The organism is Nonomuraea mangrovi (assembly GCF_042681425.1).
Taxonomy (GTDB): domain Bacteria; phylum Actinomycetota; class Actinomycetes; order Streptosporangiales; family Streptosporangiaceae; genus Nonomuraea; species Nonomuraea mangrovi.
In genome coordinates this window covers 184,295-208,215 of record NZ_JBHUFV010000033.1, presented here as the reverse complement: position 1 = coordinate 208,215, position 23,921 = coordinate 184,295, and the positions used below count along the sequence as shown (strand labels likewise).

At 69.7% G+C, this 23,921-nt stretch carries 20 protein-coding genes; 12 read left to right on the top strand and 8 right to left on the bottom strand.

Annotated features, from left to right (window positions below; translation table 11 throughout):
* Positions 1 to 32: 32 nt before the first annotated feature.
* The 6 genes from ACFSKW_RS19360 to ACFSKW_RS19335 all read left to right on the top strand — a co-directional run bounded on the left by ACFSKW_RS19360 (position 33) and on the right by ACFSKW_RS19335 (position 8,858).
* Positions 33 to 1,211, top strand: coding sequence for an ROK family protein (locus ACFSKW_RS19360; RefSeq protein ID WP_379573660.1), 1,179 nt, complete (start codon positions 33 to 35; stop codon positions 1,209 to 1,211).
* A 117-nt stretch (positions 1,212 to 1,328) separates the two neighbouring features.
* Complete coding sequence (locus tag ACFSKW_RS19355; RefSeq protein WP_379573659.1) at positions 1,329 to 2,597, top strand: ABC transporter substrate-binding protein; 1,269 nt, start codon at positions 1,329 to 1,331, stop codon at positions 2,595 to 2,597.
* 115 nt (positions 2,598 to 2,712) lie between these two features.
* Positions 2,713 to 3,612, top strand: a complete 900-nt coding sequence (locus ACFSKW_RS19350; protein ID WP_379573658.1) for a carbohydrate ABC transporter permease — start codon at positions 2,713 to 2,715, stop codon at positions 3,610 to 3,612.
* The gene (locus tag ACFSKW_RS19345; protein ID WP_379573657.1) at positions 3,612 to 4,472 is read left to right on the top strand and encodes a carbohydrate ABC transporter permease; all 861 of its coding nucleotides are present in this window, start codon (positions 3,612 to 3,614) and stop codon (positions 4,470 to 4,472) included. Before ACFSKW_RS19350 ends, ACFSKW_RS19345 begins: the two co-directional genes overlap by 1 nt.
* Positions 4,469 to 5,788 carry a GH1 family beta-glucosidase gene (locus tag ACFSKW_RS19340; protein ID WP_379573655.1) on the top strand — a complete coding sequence of 440 codons (1,320 nt, stop codon included), beginning with the start codon at positions 4,469 to 4,471 and terminating at the stop codon, positions 5,786 to 5,788. Before ACFSKW_RS19345 ends, ACFSKW_RS19340 begins: the two co-directional genes overlap by 4 nt.
* Before the next feature lie 67 nt (positions 5,789 to 5,855).
* Positions 5,856 to 8,858, top strand: a complete 3,003-nt coding sequence (locus tag ACFSKW_RS19335) for a glycoside hydrolase family 3 N-terminal domain-containing protein (RefSeq protein ID WP_379573654.1) — start codon at positions 5,856 to 5,858, stop codon at positions 8,856 to 8,858.
* Positions 8,859 to 9,212: 354 nt separating this feature from the next.
* Here ACFSKW_RS19335 and ACFSKW_RS19330 read toward each other — a convergent pair whose 3' ends face one another.
* Together ACFSKW_RS19330 and ACFSKW_RS19325 are read right to left on the bottom strand one after the other, a co-directional pair.
* Complete coding sequence (locus tag ACFSKW_RS19330; protein WP_379573653.1) at positions 9,213 to 9,593, bottom strand: VOC family protein; 381 nt, start codon at positions 9,591 to 9,593, stop codon at positions 9,213 to 9,215.
* A gap of 395 nt (positions 9,594 to 9,988) precedes the next feature.
* Positions 9,989 to 10,300, bottom strand: a complete 312-nt coding sequence (locus tag ACFSKW_RS19325) for a hypothetical protein (protein WP_379573652.1) — start codon at positions 10,298 to 10,300, stop codon at positions 9,989 to 9,991.
* 138 nt (positions 10,301 to 10,438) lie between these two features.
* Here ACFSKW_RS19325 and ACFSKW_RS19320 point away from each other — a divergent pair, with 138 nt between their 5' ends.
* Positions 10,439 to 10,936, top strand: a complete 498-nt coding sequence (locus ACFSKW_RS19320) for a beta-class carbonic anhydrase (RefSeq protein ID WP_379573651.1) — start codon at positions 10,439 to 10,441, stop codon at positions 10,934 to 10,936.
* Between the two features lie 94 nt (positions 10,937 to 11,030).
* On the opposite strand, the gene ACFSKW_RS19315 is transcribed toward ACFSKW_RS19320, so the two are convergent.
* A complete protein-coding gene (locus ACFSKW_RS19315; RefSeq protein ID WP_379573650.1) occupies positions 11,031 to 11,501 on the bottom strand; it encodes a winged helix-turn-helix transcriptional regulator in 471 nt (156 codons plus the stop codon).
* A gap of 188 nt (positions 11,502 to 11,689) precedes the next feature.
* On the opposite strand from ACFSKW_RS19315, the gene ACFSKW_RS19310 reads away from it, so the two are divergent.
* The gene (locus tag ACFSKW_RS19310; protein WP_379573649.1) at positions 11,690 to 12,211 is read left to right on the top strand and encodes a pyridoxamine 5'-phosphate oxidase family protein; all 522 of its coding nucleotides are present in this window, start codon (positions 11,690 to 11,692) and stop codon (positions 12,209 to 12,211) included.
* A 513-nt stretch (positions 12,212 to 12,724) separates the two neighbouring features.
* On the opposite strand, the gene ACFSKW_RS19305 is transcribed toward ACFSKW_RS19310, so the two are convergent.
* Positions 12,725 to 14,797: a DNA gyrase/topoisomerase IV subunit B gene (locus ACFSKW_RS19305; RefSeq protein ID WP_379573648.1), complete on the bottom strand. Its 2,073-nt coding sequence runs from the start codon at positions 14,795 to 14,797 to the stop codon at positions 12,725 to 12,727.
* Between the two features lie 228 nt (positions 14,798 to 15,025).
* On the opposite strand from ACFSKW_RS19305, the gene ACFSKW_RS19300 reads away from it, so the two are divergent.
* Positions 15,026 to 15,256: a DUF7455 domain-containing protein gene (locus tag ACFSKW_RS19300; RefSeq protein WP_379573647.1), complete on the top strand. Its 231-nt coding sequence runs from the start codon at positions 15,026 to 15,028 to the stop codon at positions 15,254 to 15,256.
* 83 nt (positions 15,257 to 15,339) lie between these two features.
* On the opposite strand, the gene ACFSKW_RS19295 is transcribed toward ACFSKW_RS19300, so the two are convergent.
* The gene (locus ACFSKW_RS19295; protein ID WP_379573646.1) at positions 15,340 to 16,035 is read right to left on the bottom strand and encodes a GNAT family N-acetyltransferase; all 696 of its coding nucleotides are present in this window, start codon (positions 16,033 to 16,035) and stop codon (positions 15,340 to 15,342) included.
* Between the two features lie 156 nt (positions 16,036 to 16,191).
* Between ACFSKW_RS19295 and ACFSKW_RS19290 the strand changes: the two genes are divergently transcribed.
* Positions 16,192 to 16,908 (top strand): YaaA family protein, encoded by a 717-nt coding sequence (locus ACFSKW_RS19290; protein ID WP_379573645.1) that lies wholly within the window; start codon positions 16,192 to 16,194, stop codon positions 16,906 to 16,908.
* A 209-nt stretch (positions 16,909 to 17,117) separates the two neighbouring features.
* On the opposite strand, the gene ACFSKW_RS19285 is transcribed toward ACFSKW_RS19290, so the two are convergent.
* The 3 genes from ACFSKW_RS19285 to ACFSKW_RS19275 form a co-directional block, all read right to left on the bottom strand.
* Positions 17,118 to 18,761: an RNA polymerase sigma factor gene (locus tag ACFSKW_RS19285; RefSeq protein WP_379573644.1), complete on the bottom strand. Its 1,644-nt coding sequence runs from the start codon at positions 18,759 to 18,761 to the stop codon at positions 17,118 to 17,120.
* Between the two features lie 241 nt (positions 18,762 to 19,002).
* Positions 19,003 to 21,096: a SpoIIE family protein phosphatase gene (locus tag ACFSKW_RS19280; protein WP_379573643.1), complete on the bottom strand. Its 2,094-nt coding sequence runs from the start codon at positions 21,094 to 21,096 to the stop codon at positions 19,003 to 19,005.
* Between the two features lie 194 nt (positions 21,097 to 21,290).
* Complete coding sequence (locus ACFSKW_RS19275; protein ID WP_379573642.1) at positions 21,291 to 21,860, bottom strand: HhH-GPD-type base excision DNA repair protein; 570 nt, start codon at positions 21,858 to 21,860, stop codon at positions 21,291 to 21,293.
* 189 nt (positions 21,861 to 22,049) lie between these two features.
* Here ACFSKW_RS19275 and ACFSKW_RS19270 point away from each other — a divergent pair, with 189 nt between their 5' ends.
* Both ACFSKW_RS19270 and ACFSKW_RS19265 read left to right on the top strand, forming a co-directional pair.
* A complete protein-coding gene (locus tag ACFSKW_RS19270; RefSeq protein WP_379573641.1) occupies positions 22,050 to 22,238 on the top strand; it encodes a hypothetical protein in 189 nt (62 codons plus the stop codon).
* A gap of 167 nt (positions 22,239 to 22,405) precedes the next feature.
* Entirely contained in the window at positions 22,406 to 23,917 is a 1,512-nt protein-coding gene (locus tag ACFSKW_RS19265) for a hypothetical protein (protein WP_379574556.1), read from the top strand.
* Positions 23,918 to 23,921 lie beyond the last annotated feature (4 nt).

Genomic DNA, 23,921 nt, shown 5'->3' with positions numbered 1-23,921 from the left:
GATGGCCGCAGCGATCGGGGAGGATGGCGGCCATGATGTCGGGACCACAGCGCAGGACCGTCAGAGACCTCAGACGGGGCAACAGGGCCGTGCTGCTGCGCGCGCTCTACTTCGGCGGACCCGCCTCCCGGCAGGAGCTCACCGGCTCGACGGGGCTCAGCGCCGCCACGGTCAGCAACGTGACCGGCGATCTGCTGGCCGAGGGCGTGATCGTCGAGGCGGGCCAGGTGGAGTCCGACGGCGGCCGTCCCCGCGTGCTGCTGCGGGTCAACCCCGAGCACGGCTACGCGATCGGCGTGGACGTCGGGGAGACGCACGTGCGGGTCGAGCTGTTCGACCTGGCGATGACCGAGCGCGCCAAGGCCGACTACGCGCTGCGCCCTGCGAGGCACGAGGCGGAGCTGGTGGCCAGGCACATCCTGGCCGGCATCGACGTCGTGCTCGCCGAGGCGGGGGTGGGGCGCGAGCGCGTGCTCGGCGTCGGCATCGGCGTGCCCGGCATCGTCGAGCAGGGCCCCGAGTCGGTCATCCACGCCCAGACCTTCGGGTGGGAGTCGGTTCCGCTGGGAGCGCTCCTACGCCAGGGCACGGACCTTCCGCTGTTCATCGACAACGGGGCCAAGACCATGGGCCAGGCCGAGCTGTGGTTCGGCGCGGGAAGGGGCGCCAGGCACGCGGTCGTGGCACTGGTGGGCTCGGGCGTGGGCGCCAACATCGTCACCGACTCCGACACCTACAGGGGCGCGACGGGCAGCGCGGGCGAGTGGGGCCACACGACCGTCGCCGTCGGCGGGCGCAGGTGCAGGTGCGGCTCGCTCGGTTGCCTGGAGGCCTATGTCGGCGCCGAGGGCATCCTCGGCCGCCATGTGGAGGCCGGCGGCGCCATCGCCACGGGCGACGAGCAGACCGCGCTGGCCGCGCTGCTGGAGGACGACTCCCCCGCGGCCCGGCGGGTGGTCGAGGAGACCGTCACCTTCCTTGGCGCGGGCCTGGGCAACCTGATCAACCTGTTCAACCCCGAGCGGATCGTGGTCGGCGGATGGGCGGGGCTGCTGCTGGGACGCAGGCACCTGCCCGCGCTCCGCGAGGCGGCCGGGCGCCACGCGCTGGCCCTGCCGTTCGGGCAGACCACGATCGAGCTGGGTGAGCTCGGTCCCGACGCGGTGGCGCTCGGCGCGGCGACGCTCGTGGTGGAGAGCTTCCTGCGCTGACGCCGGAGAGCTCGTTACAGCAGCGTTACCCGGCTTTTTTTACGTCTTATATTGAAGTCCGATCTAAGCCGCCGTATGGTCTGGGCAATTTCCCCCCGACTTCGGAGGTGCTGCGCGATGCGTGGAATGATCGCTCCAGCCGTCACCGCCTTGCTCGTCGCCACCCTCGCCGCCTGCGGCGGCGGTGGCGGTCCGGCCACCAGCCAGGGAACCGCCAAGACCAAGCTCGTGGTCGCCACGTTCGGCGAGTTCGGTTACCAGAGCCTCTACCAGGAGTACGAGAAGCTTCACCCGGACGTCGACATCGTCGAGCGCGTCACCGCGGCCGAGGACCACCACCGGCGGATCGCCACCAATCTGGCGACGGGCAAGGGCGCGGCCGACATCGAGGCGATCGAGGAGGGCTGGATCGGCCAGTTCAAGGCCCAGCCCGACAGGTTCGCCAACCTTCTCGACCTGGGCGCGGACAAGCTCAAGAGCCGCTGGCCCGACTGGAAGTGGCAGACCTCCCTGTCCAAGGACGGCAAGCAGATCGGGCTCGGCACCGACGTGGGCGGCATGGCCATGTGCTACCGGACCGACCTGTTCAAGCAGGCGGGACTGCCGACCGACCGTGACGAGGTCTCCGCCCTGTGGCCGACATGGGACGGCTACATCGAGACCGGCAAGAAGTTCGCCGCCGCCAAGCTGCCCAAGACCGCCTTCTTCGACGGGCCGGTCGTCATGTACCGGTCGATCCTTGGCCAGGCCGACGTCGGCCTGTACGACAACAACGACACTGTGGTCGTCGAGACAAACCCCGCGGTGCGCGCCGCCTACGACAAGACGATCGAGGCCATCAACGCGGGCCTGTCCGCGAAGATCACCGCGTGGTCGGCCAACTGGAACGCCGGCTTCCAGCGCGGCTCGTTCGCGACCATCGCCTGCCCCTCGTGGATGATGGGATTCATCCAGGAGCAGGCCAAGAACGCCGCGGGCAAGTGGGACATCGCCAAGATCCCCGGCGGCACCGGCAACTGGGGCGGGTCCTTCCTGACCATGCCGAAGCAGGGCAAGAACCAGCAGAAGGCGTTCGAGCTGGCGAGCTGGCTGACCGCGCCCGAGCAGCAGGCGAAGGTCTTCAGGAACAAGGGCAACTTCCCCTCCACCAGTGCCCTCTACAGCGACCCTGTCATCACCGACTTCAAGAACCCGTTCTTCAACAACGCGCCGGTCGGCAAGATCTTCTCCGAGTCCGTGGCGACGATGAAGGTGCAGTACCTCGGCCCGAAGGCCGGTGACATCAACACGGCGATCAACAACGCGCTGGGACGGGTCGAGCAGGGCAAGCAGTCCCCCGGCGACGCGTGGAGCCAGGCGATGGTGGAGGTCAAGAAGATCCTCTGACGCCGCCCGGCGGGTGTGTCCCGCCGTACGGGACACACCCGGCCCGACCCGTTCCCCCGGAAAACACCCGGCGACGGCGGCCACACGAGGCCGCCCACGTTTGGGAGGAAATTTCGTGATCCGTTCGTGGCTGTACCGTATCGACGTGAAGGCGTCCCCCTACGCCTACATCCTGCCGTTCTTCGTGCTCTTCGCCGCCCTCGGCGCCTTTCCCATCCTCTACACCGGCTGGGTCTCACTGCACGACTGGAGCCTGCTGGAGGACCGGCACACCTTCCTCGGCCTGGAGAACTACCTCACGCTGCTCGGCGACTCCTACTTCTGGAACGCGCTGTTCAACACCATCTCCATCCTCATCCTGTCCACCGTGCCGCAACTGCTCATGGCCCTGGTCCTGGCCCACGTGCTGAACGGCAGGCTGCGCGGCCAGACGTTCTGGCGGGTCAGCGTGCTGCTGCCCAACATCACCAGCGTGGTCGCCGTCGCGATCATCTTCGGCCAGCTGTTCGGCCGCGACTACGGCGTCGTCAACTGGATCCTCGGCCTGTTCGGCGCGGGCCAGATCGACTGGGCGGCGGGCACCGCGACCTCGCACATCGCCATCGCGACCATGGTCATCTGGCGCTGGACCGGCTACAACGCCCTGATCTACCTGGCGGCGATGCAGGCCGTTCCCCAGTCGCTGCACGAGGCGGCGATCATCGACGGGGCCACCTCGATGCAGCGCCTCTGGAAGATCACCATCCCGGCGATCAGACCGACGATCATCTTCACCGTCATCGTCTCGACGATCGGCGGCATGCAGATGCTGGCCGAGCCGCTGCTGTTCGGCGGGGGCATGCCGACGGGCGGCAACGACCACCAGTTCCAGACACTGACCCTCTACCTGTTCGAGGCGGGGTTCGGCAGGTTCGACTTCGGCTACGCCTCGGCGACCGCCTGGCTGATGTTCATCGTGATCGTCATCGCTGCCGGGATCAACTACCTGTTCGTCCGCAGGATCCGGAGCAGTTGATGGCGACACTCACCCAGACCCTCGTCCAGGTCAGGCGCAGGGGACTGCCCAGGCCCGGCCGCCTGACCTATCTCACGCTGACCGCCATCGCGTTCTTCTCCGCGTTCCCGCTCTACTACAGCGCGGTCGTCGGCTCGCTGGACAACTCGGCGCTCGGCCAGGTGCCCCCGCCGTTCCTGCCGGGCGGCAACCTGATCGCCAACATCGAGCGCGTCTTCACGAACGTGTCCTTCGCCACCGCGCTCCTCAACTCCGCGATCGTCGCCACGTCGATCACGGTGAGCGTGGTGCTGCTGTCGACGCTGGCCGGGTTCGCGTTCGCCAAGCTGCGCTTCCGCGGACGCAACGGGCTCTACCTGGCGGTCGTGGCGACCATGATGGTGCCGACGCAGCTCGGGATCATCCCGCTGTACATGCTGATGGCCGACATCGGCTGGATCGACACCCTGTACGCGGTCATCGCGCCCAACCTGATCAGCGCGTTCGGCGTGTTCTTCATGGCACAGTACCTGTCGGCCGCCATCCCCACCGAGCTGCTGGAGGCGGGCAGGGTCGACGGGTGCACGACGTTCGGCCTGTTCTGGCGCGTGGTGCTGCCACTGGCGCGGCCCGCGGCCGCGGTGCTCGGCATGTTGACCTTCATGAACGCCTGGAACGACTTCTTCTGGCCCCTGGTGGTCCTCACCCCCGAGAACCCGACCGTCCAGGTGAGCCTGTCGTCGATCTCCAGCGGCTACTCCGTCGACTACTCCTTCACGCTCGCGGCCACGACCGTCGCCACGATCCCGCTGCTCATCGTTGCGGTGCTGTTCGGCAAGCAGATCATCGCAGGAATCATGCAAGGAGCCCTCAAGGGATGACCCAGGAACGACGCTTTCCCGACGGATTCCGTTGGGGGGCCGCCACCGCGGCCTACCAGATCGAGGGAGCCGCCACAGAGGACGGCCGCGGCCCCTCCATCTGGGACGTCTTCGCCCGCACCCCGGGCCGCGTACACCTCGGACACACCGGCGACGTCGCCTGCGACCACTACCACCGCTATCGCGAGGACGTCGCGCTGATGTCCGAGCTCGGCCTGCCGACCTACCGCTTCTCGATCTCCTGGCCGCGGATCAAGCCGGACGGCGGCGGCCCCGTCAACCCGCGCGGCCTGGACTTCTACGACCGGCTGGTCGACGAGTTGCTGGCCGCCGGCGTGGAGCCGATGGTCACGCTCTATCACTGGGACCTGCCGCAGACGCTGGAGGATCTGGGCGGCTGGACGCTGCGCGACACCGCCTTCCACTTCGCCGACCTGGCCTCGGCCGTGCACGCCCGCCTCGGCGACAGGGCCAGGACGTGGACGACGCTGAACGAGCCATGGTGCTCGGCCTTCCTCGGCTACGCCAGCGGGGCGCACGCGCCCGGCCGTACCGAACCTGGAGCGGCGTTCGTGGCCGCGCACCACCTGCTGCTGGCGCACGGTCTGGCCGTTCAGGCACTGCGGGAGGCGGGCGCGCGCGAGCTGTCGATCACGCTCAACCTCTCCCCCGTCGTCGGCGATGGCGAGGCGGCCCGCAGGATCGACGGCCTGCACAACCGGCTGTTCCTCGACCCGATCCTGCGCGGCTCCTACCCGGAGGACCTGCTGCCGGTGATCGACAGGTTCGCGGGCCTCGATCACGTACGGCAGGGCGACCCCGCCGTCATCGCCGCGCCCATCGACCTGCTCGGCGTCAACTACTACCGCCCGACCTGGGTGAGCACCACGATCGGCCGGCCGCCCAACGCCGCCTTTCCCGGCAGCGAGGGCGTGGACTTCACCGAGCCCGACCTGCCACGCACCGCGATGGACTGGGCGATCGCCCCCCATGGCCTGACCGACCTGCTGGTCCGGCTGCACCGCGACTATCCGGGCATACCTCTGATGATCACCGAGAACGGCGCCGCCTTCGAGGACGACGCCGACCGGCCGATCTTCCTGCGCGACCATCTGGCCGCCGCCCACGCGGCGATCGCCCAGGGCGCCCCGCTGACCGGCTACCTGGTGTGGTCGTTCCTGGACAACTTCGAGTGGGCGTGGGGCTACGAGCCCAGGTTCGGCATCGTGCACGTGGACTACGCGACGCAGCGCCGCACCCCGAAGGAGAGCGCACTCTGGCTGCGCGACGTGATCAGAAAGAACGCCTTGACGTGAGATTCCCTCACCCCTTGAATTCAGGATGGTGCGCTCAAGAGAGCGCTCTCTTCGGCCAGGAGGCGCAGTGACCCCCCGACGTATCGGCGCCCTCAGCGCGATCGCGCTGCTCTTATCCACCTGTCTCGCCCCCGCCGCGCACGCGGCCGCCCCGTTGACCATCACGGACTTCGAGAGCGACACGCTGCCGCCCGGCGTCGTCGCGTGGGGCAACGACGGCGCGTCCACCCCCACCCTCACCATCGAGACCGACACCAGCCGCGTGCTGAAGACCGTCTACAACGTCAGCCAGTGGGGCGGCTGGTCACACGACCTCCCTGCCGCCCAGGACTGGACGCCCTACGAGGGCTTCGCGTTCTCGGTGAAGGGAACAGGGTCAGGCCAGAAGATCTTCTTCGAGGTCAAGGACGGGGGCGGCGGGCCCGGCAGCTCGGAGCTGTTCGAGTCGTCGTTCACCGACACCGAGGCGGGCTGGCGGCGGATCGAGGTGAAGTTCGCCGACTTCGTCAGGCGCGGCGACTACCAGCCGGGCGGCGCCCCGACCGACGGGCAGCTCGACCTGGAGACGATGTGGGGCTACTCGATGCGCCTGCCGTCCGGGGCGTCGGGCACCCTGCTCTGGGACGACGTCCAGGTGTACGGCACCGCGCCGCCCCGCCCCGTGCGTCTGACCACGACCGCGCCCGTCTACCCGGTCAAGGAGAAGGGCTCGGCGCAGGTCGGCGTGGCCATCTCCGCCGTGCCACCCACCGATCTGACCGTCCACTACGCGACCGGATCGGGCACCGCGACCGCGGGCGCCGACTACACGCCCACCGAGGGGACGCTGGTGTTTCCCGCGGGCTCGCCCGCCGGGACGGTGAAGACCTTCACCGTCGCCACCAGGGGCGACTCCGAGGTCGAGGTCGCCGAGACCATCCCGGTCGTGCTGTCGGGAGAGGGCGTCACCCCGCCCGCCGACGACGCGGTCGTGGTGATCGACGCGCACGGCCTGCCGTACCTCGACGCCCGCAGGCCCGTGAAACAGCGAGTCGCCGACCTCCTGGGGCGGATGACCCTGGCCGAGAAGGTCGGCCAGATGACGCAGGCCGAGCGCGGCGCGCTGGCCAAGCAGGACGACATCGCCACCTACCTGCTGGGCTCCCTGCTGTCGGGCGGCGGCTCCGCGCCCGCCACCAACACGCCCAAGGGCTGGGCGGACATGGTCGACGGCTACCAGCTGCGCGCCCGGCAGACCAGGCTGCAGATCCCGCTGATCTACGGTGTCGACGCCGTCCACGGCCACAACAACGTGGTCGGCGCGACGATCTTCCCGCACAACGTGGGGCTGGGCGCCACCCGCGACCCCGCCCTCGTCGAGCAGGCAGGCAGGACCACGGCCACGGAGGTCAAGGCGACCGGCATCCCGTGGGACTTCGCCCCGTGCCTGTGCGTCTCCCGCGACGACCGCTGGGGCAGGGCCTACGAGTCCTTCGGCGAGGACCCTGCGCTGGTCTCGCGTATGGCCACCATCGTGACGGGGCTGCAGAAGAACGGCGTGCTGGCCACGGCCAAGCACTACGTGGCCGACGGCGGCACCGCCTACGGCTCGTCCACCACCGGCGACTACACCATCGACCAGGGCGTCTACACCGGTGACAGGGCCGAGCTCGAGGCCGTCCACCTCGCGCCGTTCGTCGAGGCCGTCAAGCGCGGCGTCGGCACCGTCATGCCGTCCTTCTCCAGCGTCGGCGACACCAAGATGCACGCCCACCAGGAACTGATCACCGGAGTGCTCAAGGAGCGGCTCGGCTTCAAGGGCTTCGTGATCAGCGACTGGCAGGCCATCGACCAGATCCCCGGCGACTACGCCGGCGACGTGCGCACCTCGATCAACGCGGGACTCGACATGATCATGGTGCCCTACGCCTACACGGGCTTCATCGGGGCGCTGACCGCCGAGGTCGGCGCCGGGCGGGTCACGCAGGCACGGATCGACGACGCGGTCTCCCGCATCCTCACCCAGAAGTTCGCGCTCGGCCTGTTCGAGCACCCCTTCGCCGACCGGAGCGACCTGCCCGACGTCGGCTCGGCCGCGCACCGCGCCGTGGCCCGCACCGCCGCCGCCAAGTCGCAGGTGCTGCTCAAGAACGACGGCGGGCTGCTCCCGCTGCGGCCCTCGGCGAAGGTCTACGTCGCGGGCTCCAACGCCGACGACCTCGGCAACCAGATGGGCGGCTGGACGATCAGCTGGCAGGGCTCGCCGGGGCCCATCACCGAGGGCACCACGATCCTGCAGGGCATCCGCTCCAGCGCGGCTTCCGTCACCCACTCCGCCGACGCCTCCGCGCCGACGGCCGGGCACGACGTGGGCGTGATCGTCGTGGGCGAGCGCCCGTACGCCGAAGGGTTCGGCGACGTCGGCCGCCAGGGCCGCACGCTCGAGCTGTCACCGGCCGACCGCGCGGCCGTCGACAAGGTGTGCGGGGCGCTCAAGTGCGTCGTGCTCGTGGTGTCGGGACGGCCACTGTCACTGGGCGACCTGTCCGGCGTCGAGGCGGTCGTCGCGTCATGGCTGCCCGGCTCCGAGGGGGCGGGCGTGAGCGACCCGCTGTTCGGGGCCGTGCCGTACACCGGGAGGCTGCCCTTCACCTGGTTCCGCACCCCGGAGCAGCTGCCGATCAACGTCGGCGACGCCGCCTACGACCCGCTCTACCCCTACGGCTGGGGACTGCGCACCGACCAGGGCCGTTCCAGGTTGAAGGCGACGCGGGACACGCTGGCCAAGGGTGACGCGGCCTCCAGGGGAGCCGCGGCGGCGCTGAGCGTGGCGCTGGCCTCGCGCAACTGGAACGCCGACGGGACGGCACGGGACACCCGCGTCGTGCTGACGGCGCTCGGCGTGGCGGCGGCCCTGCTCGAACGGTCGAACAGCGACACGTTCGCGCAGGACGACGCGGTGGTGTCGGTGGCCAGGGACATCGCCCAGGCCGCGGGACGCCGTACCGATCTGCAGGCGCTGGCCGACCACGAGCTGGCGTCAGGCAATCTCAGGAAGGCGGTCGACCTGCTGGCCCAGGCGGCCCGCTGACCGACCGCGCCCGCACCCGGCTCAGACCCGACCCCTGAGCCGGGTGCGGCCCCCTGCCGGTAGCTGCCTCGAACTCCGGAGCAACCACTCTCGGCTCCTGGGCGGCCAGGCCGAATCCCGCGCAGGGCCGGCTGGTGGAGGCACCCGCCCTCGCTCCGGGGCCCGAACCGACGCGGGTCACCCGCCCTCGGTCAGCCACCCTCGGTCAGTCGCCCTCGGCGCCCGCCCAGGCACGAACCGGGCCAGCCGCCCTCGGCACAGGCACGATGCGGCGCGGGCCAGCCGCCCTCGGCGCCCAGGCACGAACCGGTGCGAGGCAGCCGCCCTCGGCACCCGGACACAAACCGGCGCGGGTCAGCCGTCTTCGCCGATGCACAGGCAGAACGTGTGCCCCGCCGGGTCGAGGAAGACGCGGAAGTCGTCATCCTCGCTCGGCTGGTACTCGTGCTTGGTCGCCCCCAGCGCGAGAACCCGCGCCTCGGCCTTGTCCATGTCGTCCACGGTGACGTCGAGATGGAACTGCTGCGGCATCTCGGCGCTCGGCCAGACCGGCGGCCGGTGATCGTCGACCTGCTGGAAGGCGAGACGCGGGAAACGCCCGCCGTCGCTGACGACGACCCAGTCCCCCTCGTCGGAGGTGACGTCCCAGCCGATCAACTCGGCGTAGAACCTGGCCAGGCTCTGGGGGTCGGCGCAGTCGATGACCGTCGAGCGCATCCGCGCGATTCCTGCCATGAGGCTTCCCTTCCCCCCAGGCGGGGCCTCATACGCGCGTTAGCGGGACCAGCGGGCATCAGGACGTGTCGAACCTGCGACGACGTTCCTGGAGCCTGCAGACAGGGACAGGCCGACGCCGCGACGACGTTCCCGAAACCCGAGAGCAGGAACGGGCCGACGCCGCGACGACGTTCCCGAAACCTGAGAGCAGGAACGGGCCGATGCGGCGGTGCGTTCGCGGGACCCGCGGGCGCCAGGTCGCCGAAGCTGCGATGACGTTCGTGGAGCCTGCGGGCAGGGACGCGCCGGAACTGGGGTGAAGGGCCCGGAGCTGAGGGCGGACGGCATGGGCGTGATGGAGGGGTGCCCGTACCGACCCGTGCGCGGGTGAATCGCGACCCTCAGCCCCGGTGTCAGGCGGACGCGGAGACAGCGGGAAGGGCGAGCAGGAGCTCGTACGGCTCGCTGCCCGTCCACTCGCGGATGAAGCGAGCGGCCTCCTCGCCAGGCGAGAACTCGTCGAACCCCAGCGGCCCGAAACATCCCGCCTGCTCCAGCATCTCGACGAGCGGATCGTCCTCAGGAAGACCCTCGGCGTAGGCCGCGGCGTCGAGCAACGCAAGCGCGCACCGGGCGTTGCGCCCGTTGTCGGAGACCTCGACCCGGTCCAACCGGCGACGTCCCTGAGCGCGCAGGTACGCGCCGAGTGATTCGGTCCTACTCACGTCATCCTCTTAGATCACACACGTTGGGCTACAACATCATCACGCAAAGTGAGTAATGATCGTGTGGCGTTCGCCAACTTGCTCGCCAACTCGCACCCCGGAAACCATTACGAAACGGTCATGCGGAATTATCGAGGCATGACTGCGTTCGACGACCTGCTCGCGGCCAACGAGACCTACGCGCGGACGTTCGCCTACTCCGGTCTCACCGGCAAGGCGGCGCGTGGCCTGGCTGTGGTGACGTGCATGGACTCCCGCATCGACCCACTGGGCCTGCTCGGCCTGCGCGCGGGCGACGCCAAGATCCTGCGCAACGCGGGCGCCAGGGTCACCGACGACGTCCTGCGCACGCTCGTGCTGGCCGTGTACCTGCTTGGCGTCGAGCGGGTGCTCGTCATGCCGCACACCGACTGCGGCATGGCCAAGGTCACCGACCCCGACGTGCACGCGCTGACACAGGAACGCGGGGTGGACACCAGGAGCCTGGAGTTCCACACCGTGCCCGACCAGGACGCGGCGCTCCGGCACGACCTGACCCGGATCCGGACCAGCCCCTTCCTGCCGCCCGGCATGCCGATCGCGGGCGCGATCTACGACGTCCACACCGGCAAGCTGATGCCGGTGGAGATTCCCTGACGCACGCGTACGGCGGGGGCCCGCCTTCGGCCCCGCCGTACCCATCCCGTCCCTCCAGGACACATGGAGTGATGCGTGGCCGGTCTCAGGGGCTTCAGGCTGAGGCGGTCGGGACCTCCGCCCCCGGTCCGGGCAGGACGTCGATGTCGGACGCGCGCATGGGCCGGTCGCATACCGCGCAGTGCAGTTCGACGTGGCTGATCTCGCCGCAGGCGTGGTGCCGGTAGAGCACGGGCGGCCCGGCCTCGCCCGCCGTCCAGCGGTCGCCCCAGCGCACCATCACCAAGAGCAGGTCGCACAGTTCCATGCCCTTGGTGGTGAGCGTGTACTCGTGGCGCGGCGGCCGGCTCGAGTACTCCTGCCGTTCCAGCACGCCGTTCTCGACCAGCCACTTGAGCCGCTCCGCGAGCACCTTGCGCGAGATGCCCAGATTCTGCTGGAGCCGCTCGAAGCGGGTGATGCCGACGAAGACGTTCCGCAGGATCAGCGGCGACCACGGCTCGCCGATGACGTCCAGTGTGCGGGCGATCGAACAGGCCATGTCGCCGAACGGGGTTCGTTGCATGACGCCAGTCTAGGCGAGAGGGTTCCCTTAAGGAATGGTCTCTGTTAGCGTCTCCCCTGTCAGTTCCTTGAGGGAATGCGCTAGGCGCCCTCCCAGCCTCAGCAGAGGAAGAGCGGCTACGTAGCGCCGATCACCCGACGGTGATCGGCGCCTGGCGCCGAGCCGAGACCCGCGAAGGAGACCTCAAAATGACCAGAGCGACACCCACTGCCGAACTCCTCTTCGGCGAAGCCGACGCGACGCCGATCAGCACGAACGAGGCGACGGTGAAGTCGTGGGACGACGCGCGCACCTGCCTCGAGGCCGCGCCGAAGGCGTGGTTGTCGACGGTCCGGCCCGACGGTCGCGCGCACGCCATGCCCGTGTTGCTGGTGTGGGTCGACGACGCCCCCTGGATCACGACCCGACCGACGTCCCGCAAGGGCAGGAACCTCGCAGGAAACGCCAATTGCGTCGTCACTGTGGGAAGCGAGACCCTCGACCTCGTGGTCGAAGGCAAGGCCGTACGAGCGTGGGACGAAGCCGAGCTCCTGCGGGTGGCCGCCGCCTTCAAGGCGAAGTACGAGTGGGACCTCGCGGTGCGCGACGGCTCCGTCCATGAGGACGCGCTTCCCGGCTCGCCCGAGTACGGCTTCTACCGGATCACGCCCACGCGCGCCTTCGGCTATGGCGTGGACGGCCTGACCGCGACACGCTGGAGGTTCGAGTGAGCCAGGCCTGGAGGTTCGAGTGAGTCAGGCCTTCAACGGAATCGTGCGCGAGGCGGCGTAACGGCTCATCCGCTCGATGTCGCCGGCCGCGACACATGACGGCTCACCGCAACCCCCAGCATGGTCGGCCGCGCCGAGCGAGTGTTCCCGCCTCTCGTGGATCCCCTGCCGGAGCGCAGCGAGCCGCCGAGGTAAGCCCCGCAGCCGCCCACACGACCGGGGTGGGGGACCGGCGGACCGCAGAAGAGGCGACCGGCTGGCCACCGCCGAAAGGTCCGGCAAGGCCACCGCCGAGAGGTCTGACAGGCCACCGGCAAGGAGACGGGCAGGCCACCGCCAAAACGGCGGGGAGGCCGCCATCAAGGAGGCGAGCAGGCCGCCGTCAAGGAGTACGCGGGCAGGCCACCACCAGATGGCCTGCAGACCCCTCCAGCGGTGAGGAGGTCACCTGCTCGGGGGGAGTCAGGTTCCCCGAGAGGCCGGCCCGAGCCGCGGGCGGCGAGGGCCGGGCCTTTACGCGTCGATGTGATCCCGGTCGACCTCGGCCGCGCTGCTCACGATGAACTCCCTGCGCGGTGCCACGTCGCTGCCCATGAGCAGGTCGAAGATGCGCTCGCCCGCCTCGGCGTCCTCGATGCGCACGCGGCGCAGGATGCGGTGGCGGGGGTCCATGGTGGTCTCGGCCAGCTGGTCGGCGTCCATCTCGCCCAGACCCTTGTAGCGCTGCACCGGGTCCTTCCAGCGCTTGCCGCGCCGTTCGAGATCCCGCAGCACCTTGTGCAGCTCGGCGTCGGAGTAGCAGTAGATGTACTTCTCCTGCCCCCGCCCCGGGTTGGTCAGCTCGATGCGGTGCAGCGGCGGCACGGCGGCGAAGACGCGCCCCGCCTCGACCATCGGCCGCATGTAGCGGTGGAAGAGGGTCAGCAGCAGGCAGCGGATGTGCGCGCCGTCGACGTCGGCGTCGGCCATCAGGATGATCTTGCCGTAGCGGGCCGCGTCGAGGTCGAAGCTGCGCCCCGAGCCCGCGCCCACCACCTGGATGATCGCGGCGCACTCGGCGTTCTTCAGCATGTCGGCCACGGAGGCCTTCTGAACGTTGAGAATCTTGCCGCGGATCGGCAGCAGCGCCTGGAACTCCGAGTCGCGCGCCAGCTTGGCGGTGCCGAGCGCGGAGTCTCCCTCGACGATGAACAGCTCGCTGCGGTCGACGTCGTCGCTGCGGCAGTCGACGAGCTTGGCGGGCAGCGCGGAGTTCTCCAGCACGCTCTTGCGCCGCTGGTTGTCGCGGTGCTCGCGGGCCGCGATGCGCGCCTTGGCGGCCGCGACGATCTTCTCGAGTACGGCGCGCAGCTGCTGCTTGAAGCCGCGCGGCGGGTTGGCGAACAGCTCCCTGAGCTCGCGCGAGACGACGTGGGAGACGATGCGGGTGGCCGCCGAGGTGCCGAGGACCTCCTTGGTCTGGCCCTCGAACTGCGGCTCCGGCACGCGGACGGTCACCACACCGGTCAGGCCCTCGAGGATGTCCTCCTTGGTGACGGGGTCGTCGCCGTTCTTCAGCAGCCTGGTCTCGCGCAGCAGCTCGTTGAGCGTGCGGACCAGACCTCGCTCGAACCCCGTGACGTGGGTGCCGCCCTTGGGCGTGGCGATGACGTTGACGAAGGAGCGGACGGTCGAGTCGTAGCCCTTGCCCCAGCGGATCGCCACGTCGACGGTGAGCTCGCGCTGCACCTCCGTGGGCGTCATGTGGCCCTGGTCGTCGAGGACGGGCACGGTCTCGTGGAAATGGCCGACGCCCTGCATGCGCAGGACCTCGCAGACCGCCTCGTCGCGGGCGAGGAACTCGGTGAACTCGGAGATGCCGCCGTCGAAGCGGAACTCCTCGGTCCTGCCCTCGTGGATGAGGGCGAGCGTGAGCCCCGGTACGAGGAAGGCCGTCTGGCGCAGCCGGACGTGGATCTCGTCGATGGAGACCTCGGCGTCGGGCAGGAAGATCTGCTTGTCGGCCCAGAACCTGACGCGGGTGCCCGTGACGTTCTTGCGCAGCTTGCCGCCGTCGCGCAGGCCCGACTTCTTCTTGAACTTGGCCGTGGGGCCCTCGCCGTCGAACACGCCGGGCACGCCGCGCCTGAAGCTGATCAGGTGGACCTGGCCGTCGCGGTCGACCTCGACGTCGAGGCGGGAGGACAGCGCGTTGACCACGGAGGCGCCGACGCCGTGAAGGCCGCCGGAGGCGGCGTAGGAGCCGCCGCCGAACTTTCCGCCCGCGTGGAGCTTGGTGTAGACGAGCTCGACGCCCGCGAGGCCGGACTTGGGTTCGATGTCGACCGGGATGCCGCGGCCGTCGTCGCGCACCTCGATCGAGCCGTCGGCGTGCAGCTCGACCTCGATGCGCGTGCAGTGGCCCGCCAGCGCCTCGTCGACGCCGTTGTCCACGATCTCCCAGAGGCAATGCATGAGCCCGCGGCTGTCGGTGGACCCGATGTACATCCCAGGGCGCTTGCGGACCGCCTCGAGGCCCTCAAGCACCGACAGGTGACGAGCTGTGTAACCCGCCTCCACTACCGTCACTCCAGCTCCTCTGGTCAAGCATCGAACACGTGTGCGTAGCTTACCGTTCTTCCCGTCCGTGCGCGTACAAGCTTGCCATCAGGTCACGTTTGGCGTTACCAACGGCGCGTCCGACGTTACCTTCCGCCATATTCCGCTCTCGGCGTAGCGCGGCGGTGATTGGGAACGTCCAGGTCCGGTTAGATGTTGTCTCAAGTGACTGACGCCAGATCCTCGCTTCGGCGGGGGTGACCCGAAAGGCGATACGTGACTGGAGCTCTCGCCCCCGTTAAGCCGCTGACGGCCCTCGACCGTTGCGACCGTTGCGGCGCCCAGGCCTACATTCGCGCGACCCTGCCCGTGGGCGGGGAGCTGTTGTTCTGCGCCCACCATGGGCGTCAGCACGTGGCCGTGTTGCGCGAGAAGGGCGCCGAAATCCTGGACGAGTCGGCTCGGCTCAGCGAAACCCCTACAAACGCACGACCCGACGAACGCTGATCAGGCGCTCGTCTTAAGACATAACCCCATATGGCATCAAACGCAGGCGGCGGCCCGGTGTTCCCGGTCCGTCGCCTGCGCTGTCATGCGACCCGGTAGTGGTAGCCGCCGGCGTCGGCGAAGCCCTCGCCGCGGTAGAACGCCACGGCCGCCGCGTTGTCGGCCTTCGTCACCAGATAGGACGAGGCCAGGCCCGCGTGCCGTACCAGCGCTCGCAGGACGCTGCGGGCCAGGCCGCGGCGGCGCGCCTGCGGGAGCGTCGCCATGCAGTAGACGCCCAGCGTGTCACCCTGGGGAACGCCTCTGCCGACGGCGAGCGCCGCGCCGTCCTCCTCCACCGCCGCGTACCAGGCGGGCACTCCTGTGCAGATCTTCTCCGCCGCCTCCATGCCCTCGCCGTAGCGGCCGTCGACCGCCCACCACGACTCCAGCCAGCCCTGCCAGGGGGCGTCCTCGATGCGCACCTCGTGGGCGGCAGGGCCGGGGCTCGAGGACGCCACCATGACCAGCACGGGGTCGACCAGGCGGTAGCCGCGTTCCTCCAGCACGGGGTCGAGAGCCGCCGCGCGGGACCCCAGCGAGAAGACCGCCGGCAGACCCCTGTCGGCGTAGAACGCCTCGGCGGACTCGATGGCGCCGCCGAGATCGGCCGGTGTACCCGTGACCAGCACGGAGTTGGCCCGTTTGGTCACCCCTTCGGCGTGGCGAAGCGTCCATCCGTCGAGCTCGACGCGTTCGAGCGCCGGCCAGGCCTCGTCCACAAGGCGGTCGAAATCCATCGGTGCAGCCTAGCGTCCCGATCTTCGGGTACCGCACGCGAGCCCCAGCCCACCGCGGTCACCGCCACCGGCCCGTCCAGGCACGCCACTCCAGCAGGACTCCGGCTGAGGCCCGCAACGTCGCACGTCAGCCGCCCAGGTGGTAAACCCGTACCCGTGCTCATTCTGCTCCCGCCGTCCGAAGGCAAGGCCGACCTCGGCACCGGTCCCGCTGTCGGCGACCTGTCCTTCCCCACCCTCGCCAGGCCCCGCACCCGCGTGCTGAGCGCCCTCGTCAAGGCCTCCAAGCGCCGCGACGCCCTCGACGTGCTCGGCCTCAGCCAGGGCCAGGCCGCCGAGCTGGACAAGAACCAGGCGCTCAAGACGGCCGCGACGCTGCCCGCCGCCGAGCTCTACACCGGCGTCCTCTACGACAACCTCGGCCTGGCCACGCTGGACGACCTGGCCAGGGCCAGGGCGGAGGAGTCCGTTGTGATCTTCTCGGGGCTGTGGGGCGTGCTGCGGGTCACCGACCGCGTGCCGCCGTATCGGCTGTCCATGGGGGTCAGCCTGCCGCCGCTGGGCGGTCTGGCGGCGTTCTGGCGGCCGCTGGTGACCAGGGAGCTGGACCGGGTCCCCGGGCTGGCCGTCGACATGCGTTCGTCCACGTACGCGGGCGCGTGGAAGGCGGGGGCGCGCGGTGTGGCGGTGCGGGTGCTGAAGGACGGCAAGGTGGTCAGCCACATGGCGAAGGCGACCCGTGGTGAGATCGCTCGGAGGCTGCTGGAGAGCGCCGCCGATCCCGCGACGCCCGACGAGCTGGCGAAGGTGCTGGACGACCTGGGCTACGCCGTACGGCTCGCTCCCGGCCGGATCGACGTGGACGTCACCTGAGCCGCCGGCACGCGGGACACCCATGAGGCACCGCAAGACCTGATAACCCCGAGGACGACGCCGCCGTGGCCGCAGGACGGCCTGAGGACGGCCGGGCGGAGCGCCCGTGCGGACCACGAAGCACGGGCCAGGAAACACGGGCCAGGAAGCGCGGACAAAGAAACAGGGGTGCGGCCCGAGCGGACCGCACCCCTGTTCCGTCGCGACACCTAGTCGAGGTAGTCGCGCAGAACCTGAGAGCGCGACGGGTGACGAAGCTTGGACATCGTCTTCGACTCGATCTGCCGGATGCGCTCGCGCGTCACCCCGTAGACCTTGCCGATCTCGTCCAGTGTCTTCGGCTGCCCGTCGGTGAGGCCGAACCGCATCGACACGACGCCCGCCTCCCGCTCCGACAGCGTGTCGAGAACGGAGTGGAGCTGCTCCTGGAGCAGCGTGAAGCTGACGGCGTCGGCCGGAACGATGGCCTCGGAGTCTTCGATGAGGTCGCCGAACTCGCTGTCGCCCTCCTCACCGAGGGGGGTGTGCAGCGAGATGGGCTCGCGGCCGTACTTCTGGACCTCGACGACCTTCTCGGGCGTCATGTCCAGCTCGCGGGCCAGCTCCTCGGGCGTGGGCTCGCGGCCGAGGTCCTGCAGCATCTGCCGCTGAACCCTGGCCAGCTTGTTGATCACTTCGACCATGTGGACGGGGATACGGATGGTCCTCGCCTGGTCGGCCATGGCGCGGGTGATCGCCTGGCGGATCCACCACGTGGCGTAGGTGGAGAACTTGTAGCCCTTGGTGTAGTCGAACTTCTCCACCGCGCGGATCAGACCGAGGTTGCCCTCCTGGATCAGGTCCAGGAACAGCATGCCGCGACCGGTGTAGCGCTTGGCCAGCGAGACCACCAGTCGGAGGTTGGCCTCCAGCAGGTGGTTCTTGGCCCTGCGGCCGTCCTCGGCGATCCACTCGAGCTCTGCCCTGACGTCGACGGGCAGCTTGTCGACCTCGCCGCCGCCGAGCTGCTCCTCGGCGAACAGGCCCGCCTCGATGCGCTTGGCCAGCTCGACCTCCTGCTCGGCGTTGAGCAGGGGGACCTTGCCGATCTGCTTGAGGTAGTCCTTGACCGGGTCGGCGGTGGCGCCCGCGGCGGCGACCTGCGCCACGGGGGCGTCATCGTCGTCGTCGGAGAGGATCAGCACCTCGTCGTCGCTGGCGACGACGACCTCGGGCTTGGGCTCCTCGTCGGGCTCTTCCTCGGTTTCGGTTTCGGTTTCGGCCTCCGCCTCGGCCTCTACCTCGACCTCGACCTCTTCCAGGTCGTCGAGGTCCTCGAGCTCGACGTCGCCCTCGAGGTCGATGTCGTCCTCGTCGACGCCTTCGGGCGACTTGGGCTTGGTCGGTGCGGGCCCGTTGGCGGACGCCTCGGGCTTGGCTTCCTTCTTGGCAGGCGCTGCCGCCTTCTTGGCCGCCGGGGCGGCCTTCCTGGCGGGCTCGGCCTTCTTCGCGGCGGGCCCCTCTGCGGAGGCTGCCTCAGCGGCGACGACCGCGGTCACGGTCTCCGGCTGCTGCTCCTTTGCGGCCGCTGCGGTTCTCGTCTTGACGGGGGCAGCGGTACGGCGCTTTGCTGGACCACGAGACTTCTTCGGAGCCGCCGAGTCAGCGGCGGTCAGCCGGACGACGACGCCCTCTTTGCTGAGCGTCCGCAGGACCCCCGCGGCTTGCGACATGGGGATGTCCGCCTCCTCAAAGGCCTGACGGACATCCTCGGACTCGAGGAACCCCTGCGAGCGCCCACGCTCGAGCAGTCGCTGAATGACGGGCTCGTTCAGCTCTGATGGCTTCGAGCGAGTCGAACTTGCAGGCGACACGAACACCTCTCGAACGAACGCGTGGCGACAATGGACCCAGATGCCCGCTGGGGGGCTATGCCTCTCTAGTAGGTCTGTGCGGCCGTGCGGAGCGCAAACGGACCATCCAGCATTCTGGCACGACCCGGCACTCCATACGGCCACCTCCCGGCGGTTGACCTCCACCCTAGGCCGACCGGAACAGTAGTGCGTACGGAAGCGGTGCACTGATACCCGAAAGCAACCCTTATGACTGTTTCATTCAGTCACTCTTCGTGGCCGGAGGAACGTGAATTGCGAGCGCGGTGACGTCATCGTCCTGCTCATAACCAGACAACATGCGATCTACGAGGAAATCTAGGAGCATGTGCGGATTGTTCACGACCTCAGGTGGCGCTTCGGTCACAACCGCGCAAAGTTCCGCGAGTCCCGCGTCCAGGCCTCGTTTGCGGTTCTCGACCAAGCCGTCGGAGTACAGCACGGCCGTGTGCCCAGGCGGCACCACGAACCTGAACTGCCGGCGCGAGGTCGGCCAGCCGAGCGGCGTGCCGGGCTCGGCGTCGCACAGGATCGCCGTGCCCTGCGGTGAGACGAGCACGGGTGGCGGGTGCCCTGCCAGCGCGAGCGTGCCCTCGCCGGTGCCGGGCTCCACGACCATGTACGCCAGCGTGGTGACCTGCTCCTCCTCCTCGGTGGCGTCGAAGACCCTGTCGAGCCCTGTCAGCACGGCCGCGGGAGGCGGGTTGGTCAGCGCGAGGGCGCGCATGGCGTTGCGGATGCGCCCCATGCCCGCCGCGGCCTTGACGCCCTTGCCCATGACGTCGCCGACGACCGCGGCGACCCTGCCGTCCTGCAGCACGAACGCGTCGTACCAGTCGCCGCCGACCTGCACGTGACGGCTTCCCGAACGGAAGCGCTGGGCCAGCACCAGCCCCTTGACGACGGGCAGCCGGTCCGGCAGCAGGCTGCGCTGGAGCGTCTCGGCGGTGCGGTGCTCGCGCTCGAACAGCGTGGCCCGCTCGACGGCCAGCGCGCACTGCCCTGCCAGCGCCTCCAGGAAGACGCCGTCCTCCTGCGAGATCTTCTGCGGCCTGGTAAAGGAGAAGCGCAGTGCGCCCAGGGCGCGCCCGGCGGCCAGCAGGGGCAGGCCCACCCACGCCCGCTCGTCGCTGTGGGCCAGGAAGGCCGTCAGGACGTCCTCGTCGCCTCCGGCGTCCAGCAGCTGGGCCTTGAGGCTCTCTGGCGACTCGGCGAAGACGGGGCGGCGGCTGTTGACCGCCATGGTGAGGACGCTGGAGTGCGACAGCGGCACCTCCTCACCCGTGGCGCCCGGCGCCTCGGGCACGCCGCCGCCGTTGACCAGCTTGAGCACCGCCCTGTCGAGGTCGAGCAGCGCGACCGCCGACCGGTCGGCGGCCAGGGCCGTACGGCCGACGTCGATGATGACCTGCACCACCTGCTCGACCGTCAGCGCCTCGGCGAGCATCGCGGTGGCGCCCTGGAGCCTGGCCGTGCGCAGCGCGGCCGCGCCGAGCTGGTCGGTCAGCCTGCCGCGCATCTCCTCGGCCTCGCGCTGCGGCGTGACGTCGGTGTTGGCGCCGACCCACTCGACCACGCGCCCGTGCCTGATGATCGGGACGGCCCGCACCTCGAAGTGGCGGAAGCCGCTGGCCCTGGTGCGGACCCGATAGTTCCACTCGAACATGGTGCGTCCGCGCAGCGCCTCCTTCCACACCTCCTCGGTGTGCTGGCGCTCGTCGGGGTGAACGGCCTCGAGCCAGCCGTGGGCGAGGTACTCCTCCAGGCCCTGGCCGGTGATGGCGCGCCACTGCGGCGCGTCCTCGACGACCGCCCCGGTGGGCGAGGTGATCCACACGAGCTGCGACTGCGCCTCGACGAGCGAGCGGTAGCGCTCCTCGCTGCGCCGCAGGTCCTCCTCGGTCTGGCGGCTCTCGGTGACGTCCGCGCCGACGAGCGCGACGGCGCGCAGCTCGCCCTGGTCGTCGTGGACCGGCGAGAACGACAGCGACCAGTGCCTGGTGTCGCCCTCGGTGGTGCGCACCCGCACGCGGCCCTCGGTGACGGGGCCGTCGCTCTCCACCACGCCCTGCACGGCGTGCGTGATCAGCTGGCTGAGGTCGGCGGTGAGGGTCTCGGCGGGGGTACGGCCGGCGAGCCGGTCCGCAGGCACGCCGACGACATCGCTGAACACCTCATTGGCCCGCTCGAAGCGACCCTCGGGGTCGAAGAAGGCGAAAGCGAACTCCGCCTCCGACATCAGACCCTTGAACAGGCCGGAGTCTGAGATGTCCACACCCGACTCCCGGGGACGGGGCACGGAGGTCTCGGCGCTCATGGTCGGCACCTCCGTCGCGTGCCAGGGTCTCCCACGCGGCACATCTCCATAACTGTGTATCGGTGTAGCGCAGCTCCGGGCGACCGGATTCTGCTGTACATCATCGGCGATGGGCATGCACGGACGGAAGCCCCGGCCGCCATACGGTCAACGCATCCTGTCAAAGTCGCTCCACTGTGCGCAGCAAGATCAGGCTACTTGCCCTTGGCCGCCTTTTTGGCCTCCTGTTTGGTGGCCCGCACCTTCTCCAGGCTCTCGGCGTCGACGACGTCGGCCACGGAGCGGAACGACCCCTCCTCACCGTAGAGTCCTGCCGCCTCGCGCCAGCCATCGGGCTGGACGCCGAGCTGCTTGCCCAGCAGGGCCAGGAAGATCTGGGCCTTCTGCCTGCCGTACCCGGGCAGGTCCTGCAGCCGCCTGAACAGCTCCCTGCCGTCGGTGACGCCCGCCCACACCTGCTCGGGCCTGCCGTCGTAGTGCTCGACGAGGTAGGCGGCCAGTCGCTGCACCCGCTCGGCCATGGACTTGGGGTAGCGGTGAACGGCGGGCTTCTCGGCGAGCAACGCCGCGAACGCCTCCGGATCATAGGCCGCCACCTCCTCGGCCGTCAGGTCATGACCCAATCTCTCCGAGATGGTGTGAGGACCTGAGAAGGCCCACTCCATCGGGATCTGCTGATCGAGCAGCATGCCGACGAGCAGGGCGAGCGGGCTGCGGCCGAGCAGCTCGTCGGCCTCCGTCCGCTGGGCGAGCTGGATGCGCATGAGACCAGCTTCGCACGAATGGCTCTCCCGAGAAGCGAACACAGGCGGCTCGGAGGCTTGACAGCTGCCCGAGAACCGATGGAATGGGAACGCACTCCCCAGCTTGACCGTTCTTGGGGTTTTGCCCCGTGGCTTCAGAGGAATCTCACTCCTATGCTCGCACTGGCCACTCGACTCATACGGGAACCGGTGAGCCTCCGCTTGGCCTCCGAATTCCTGACCGTCCCGATCGAGACCGTCGACCGTTGTGTGGCCGACGCTCTCGCCTGCGCCGAGCATCTCGGCATCGAGGCGACGCCTGACATCGTCGAGCGCATCGCCCGCGAGCACCTGCTCGCCATCGTCAACTCCGCGCCGCCGCCGCGCCCTCCCCGATAGCATCGGGGCCTCGGCCCCCGTTCGCCCGGCGGGACGGAGGCCGGTCAAGCGCGGTTTCTCATTGGTAAACGCACCGTTTCCGCCTGGAATGCGAGAGAGTGGAGGGCGTGCGCCGACACCGACGAGAACCAAGGGAGAGCACTCCGCCGGACGACGTGTTCGCCGAGATGGTGCAGGCGGCCCGTGAGCTGCTGGCCGTGCGCAGTCCTCTCGACGCCGAGCTGATGGTCTCCGACATGGTCGGCGCCTGGTGGGGCCGCAGGGTGCGAGGTGGTGACGTCGAGCAGGTCCTGGGCGAGGGGCTGGTCGACTACGCGGCGAAGGCGGGCACGCCCGCGTCGCTGACGCTGCTGATCTGCCTGGCCTATCTGGGCACCGCCCGCCAGGGCGCCAAGGCCGAGGGCGCCGCGCTGGCGATGATGGAGTCGGGCGTGGCGAGGCCCGGATGGGCCGACAGGGTGGGCGCGGTGAAGCCGACGGGCTGCTACGTCTCGCGCGACGCCTACGGCGACCAGGACACGGTGATCTGCACCTTCGGCTACCGATGGAGCGAGGAGCGGTCGGAGGGCGCGCACGCGGCCGCCGCCCAGGACAGGCACGCTCTGGTCATGGTGGTCGACTACAACATGTCGGGCATGGCGCGCGACGCGTGGGTGTCCTCCCATGTCGACAAGCTGGTCGAGGAGGCCCGCGCGGAGGCGGACGCCAACCCGATGCTGCTGTTCGAGGAGGTCGAGCCGCAGCAGGCCAGAGCGCTGCTGGAGTCGGCGATGCGGGCCACCCGCGAGCCGAAGAACCCGCCGCCCGTGAGCGACAGCTACAGCGCCTACCACGCCTTCGCCAGGTCCAGGCTGAAGGCGCTGCCGCCGGGGCGCAAGCGGCCGGCCCCGCTGCACAGCGAGGCGCCCTACAGCAGGGAGCGCAGGGCGATGCTGGCCGCCGAGTTCCTCTCCTCCGACGCCGCCGAGCACCTGTCCGATCCTTCGGCGGCCTCGCGGTGCGCCGACCACATCATCGACTACGGCTGCGAGCAGGACTTCGACCGGCCGCTGCGGGTCAGCCCCACCAAGTGCGAGACGTTCCTGCTGGAGTGGCTGCCGCGCAAGGTCATGCTGAGCCACGCCGAGCAGGAGGCGATGCCGCACGTGCTGGCGGCGTGGGTGCGGTTCGCCGCCCGCCGTACCGGGCTGCCGGAGCCGGGGATCACCGCCACCCTCGACGGGGTGTGGGAGGCCACGGCCCGCTTCCCCGAGGCCTACCGCGATCCCGCCTCCTTCGGGCTCGACATGGCGCTGATGGAGCGGCTGCTGCCGGACGGCGACCTGTCGGCGCTGGCCAGACGGGTGTTCGCGTTCCCCTTCCTGCAGGGCAGGCACGGCGACGTCGACCTCGACACGCTCAATCCCGCCGACGAGGCCGACCGGCGCATCCTGCTGGAGATCGACCACGTCGGCGAGATCGACGAGCAGCACCTGGCCTGGCACGAGGAGATCGCCACGAGGCTCTGGGAGGGCGATCCCCCGCAGCTGTGGGAGGCGGCGCAGCGGCTGCTCGACCTGGGCCACGACCGGCACGAGGTGCTCCATGTGCTCATCGAGATCGTCGAGCGCATCGGCGCCGATCCGGAGGAACTCGCGTCCGCGCTGGATGACATCGCGGACATCCCCGACGGGCTGTAGCGTC

Coding starts and splice junctions, on each gene's coding strand:
- ACFSKW_RS19295 (WP_379573646.1), bottom strand. CDS start 16,035: ATGGATTTCGACCGCCTTGTGGACGAGGCCTGGCCGGCGCTCGAACGC.
- ACFSKW_RS19345 (WP_379573657.1), top strand. CDS start 3,612: ATGGCGACACTCACCCAGACCCTCGTCCAGGTCAGGCGCAGGGGACTG.
- ACFSKW_RS19360 (WP_379573660.1), top strand. CDS start 33: ATGATGTCGGGACCACAGCGCAGGACCGTCAGAGACCTCAGACGGGGC.
- ACFSKW_RS19265 (WP_379574556.1), top strand. CDS start 22,406: ATGGTGCAGGCGGCCCGTGAGCTGCTGGCCGTGCGCAGTCCTCTCGAC.
- ACFSKW_RS19355 (WP_379573659.1), top strand. CDS start 1,329: ATGCGTGGAATGATCGCTCCAGCCGTCACCGCCTTGCTCGTCGCCACC.
- ACFSKW_RS19315 (WP_379573650.1), bottom strand. CDS start 11,501: ATGCAACGAACCCCGTTCGGCGACATGGCCTGTTCGATCGCCCGCACA.
- ACFSKW_RS19320 (WP_379573651.1), top strand. CDS start 10,439: ATGACTGCGTTCGACGACCTGCTCGCGGCCAACGAGACCTACGCGCGG.
- ACFSKW_RS19340 (WP_379573655.1), top strand. CDS start 4,469: ATGACCCAGGAACGACGCTTTCCCGACGGATTCCGTTGGGGGGCCGCC.
- ACFSKW_RS19280 (WP_379573643.1), bottom strand. CDS start 21,096: ATGAGCGCCGAGACCTCCGTGCCCCGTCCCCGGGAGTCGGGTGTGGAC.
- ACFSKW_RS19275 (WP_379573642.1), bottom strand. CDS start 21,860: ATGCGCATCCAGCTCGCCCAGCGGACGGAGGCCGACGAGCTGCTCGGC.
- ACFSKW_RS19330 (WP_379573653.1), bottom strand. CDS start 9,593: ATGGCAGGAATCGCGCGGATGCGCTCGACGGTCATCGACTGCGCCGAC.
- ACFSKW_RS19310 (WP_379573649.1), top strand. CDS start 11,690: ATGACCAGAGCGACACCCACTGCCGAACTCCTCTTCGGCGAAGCCGAC.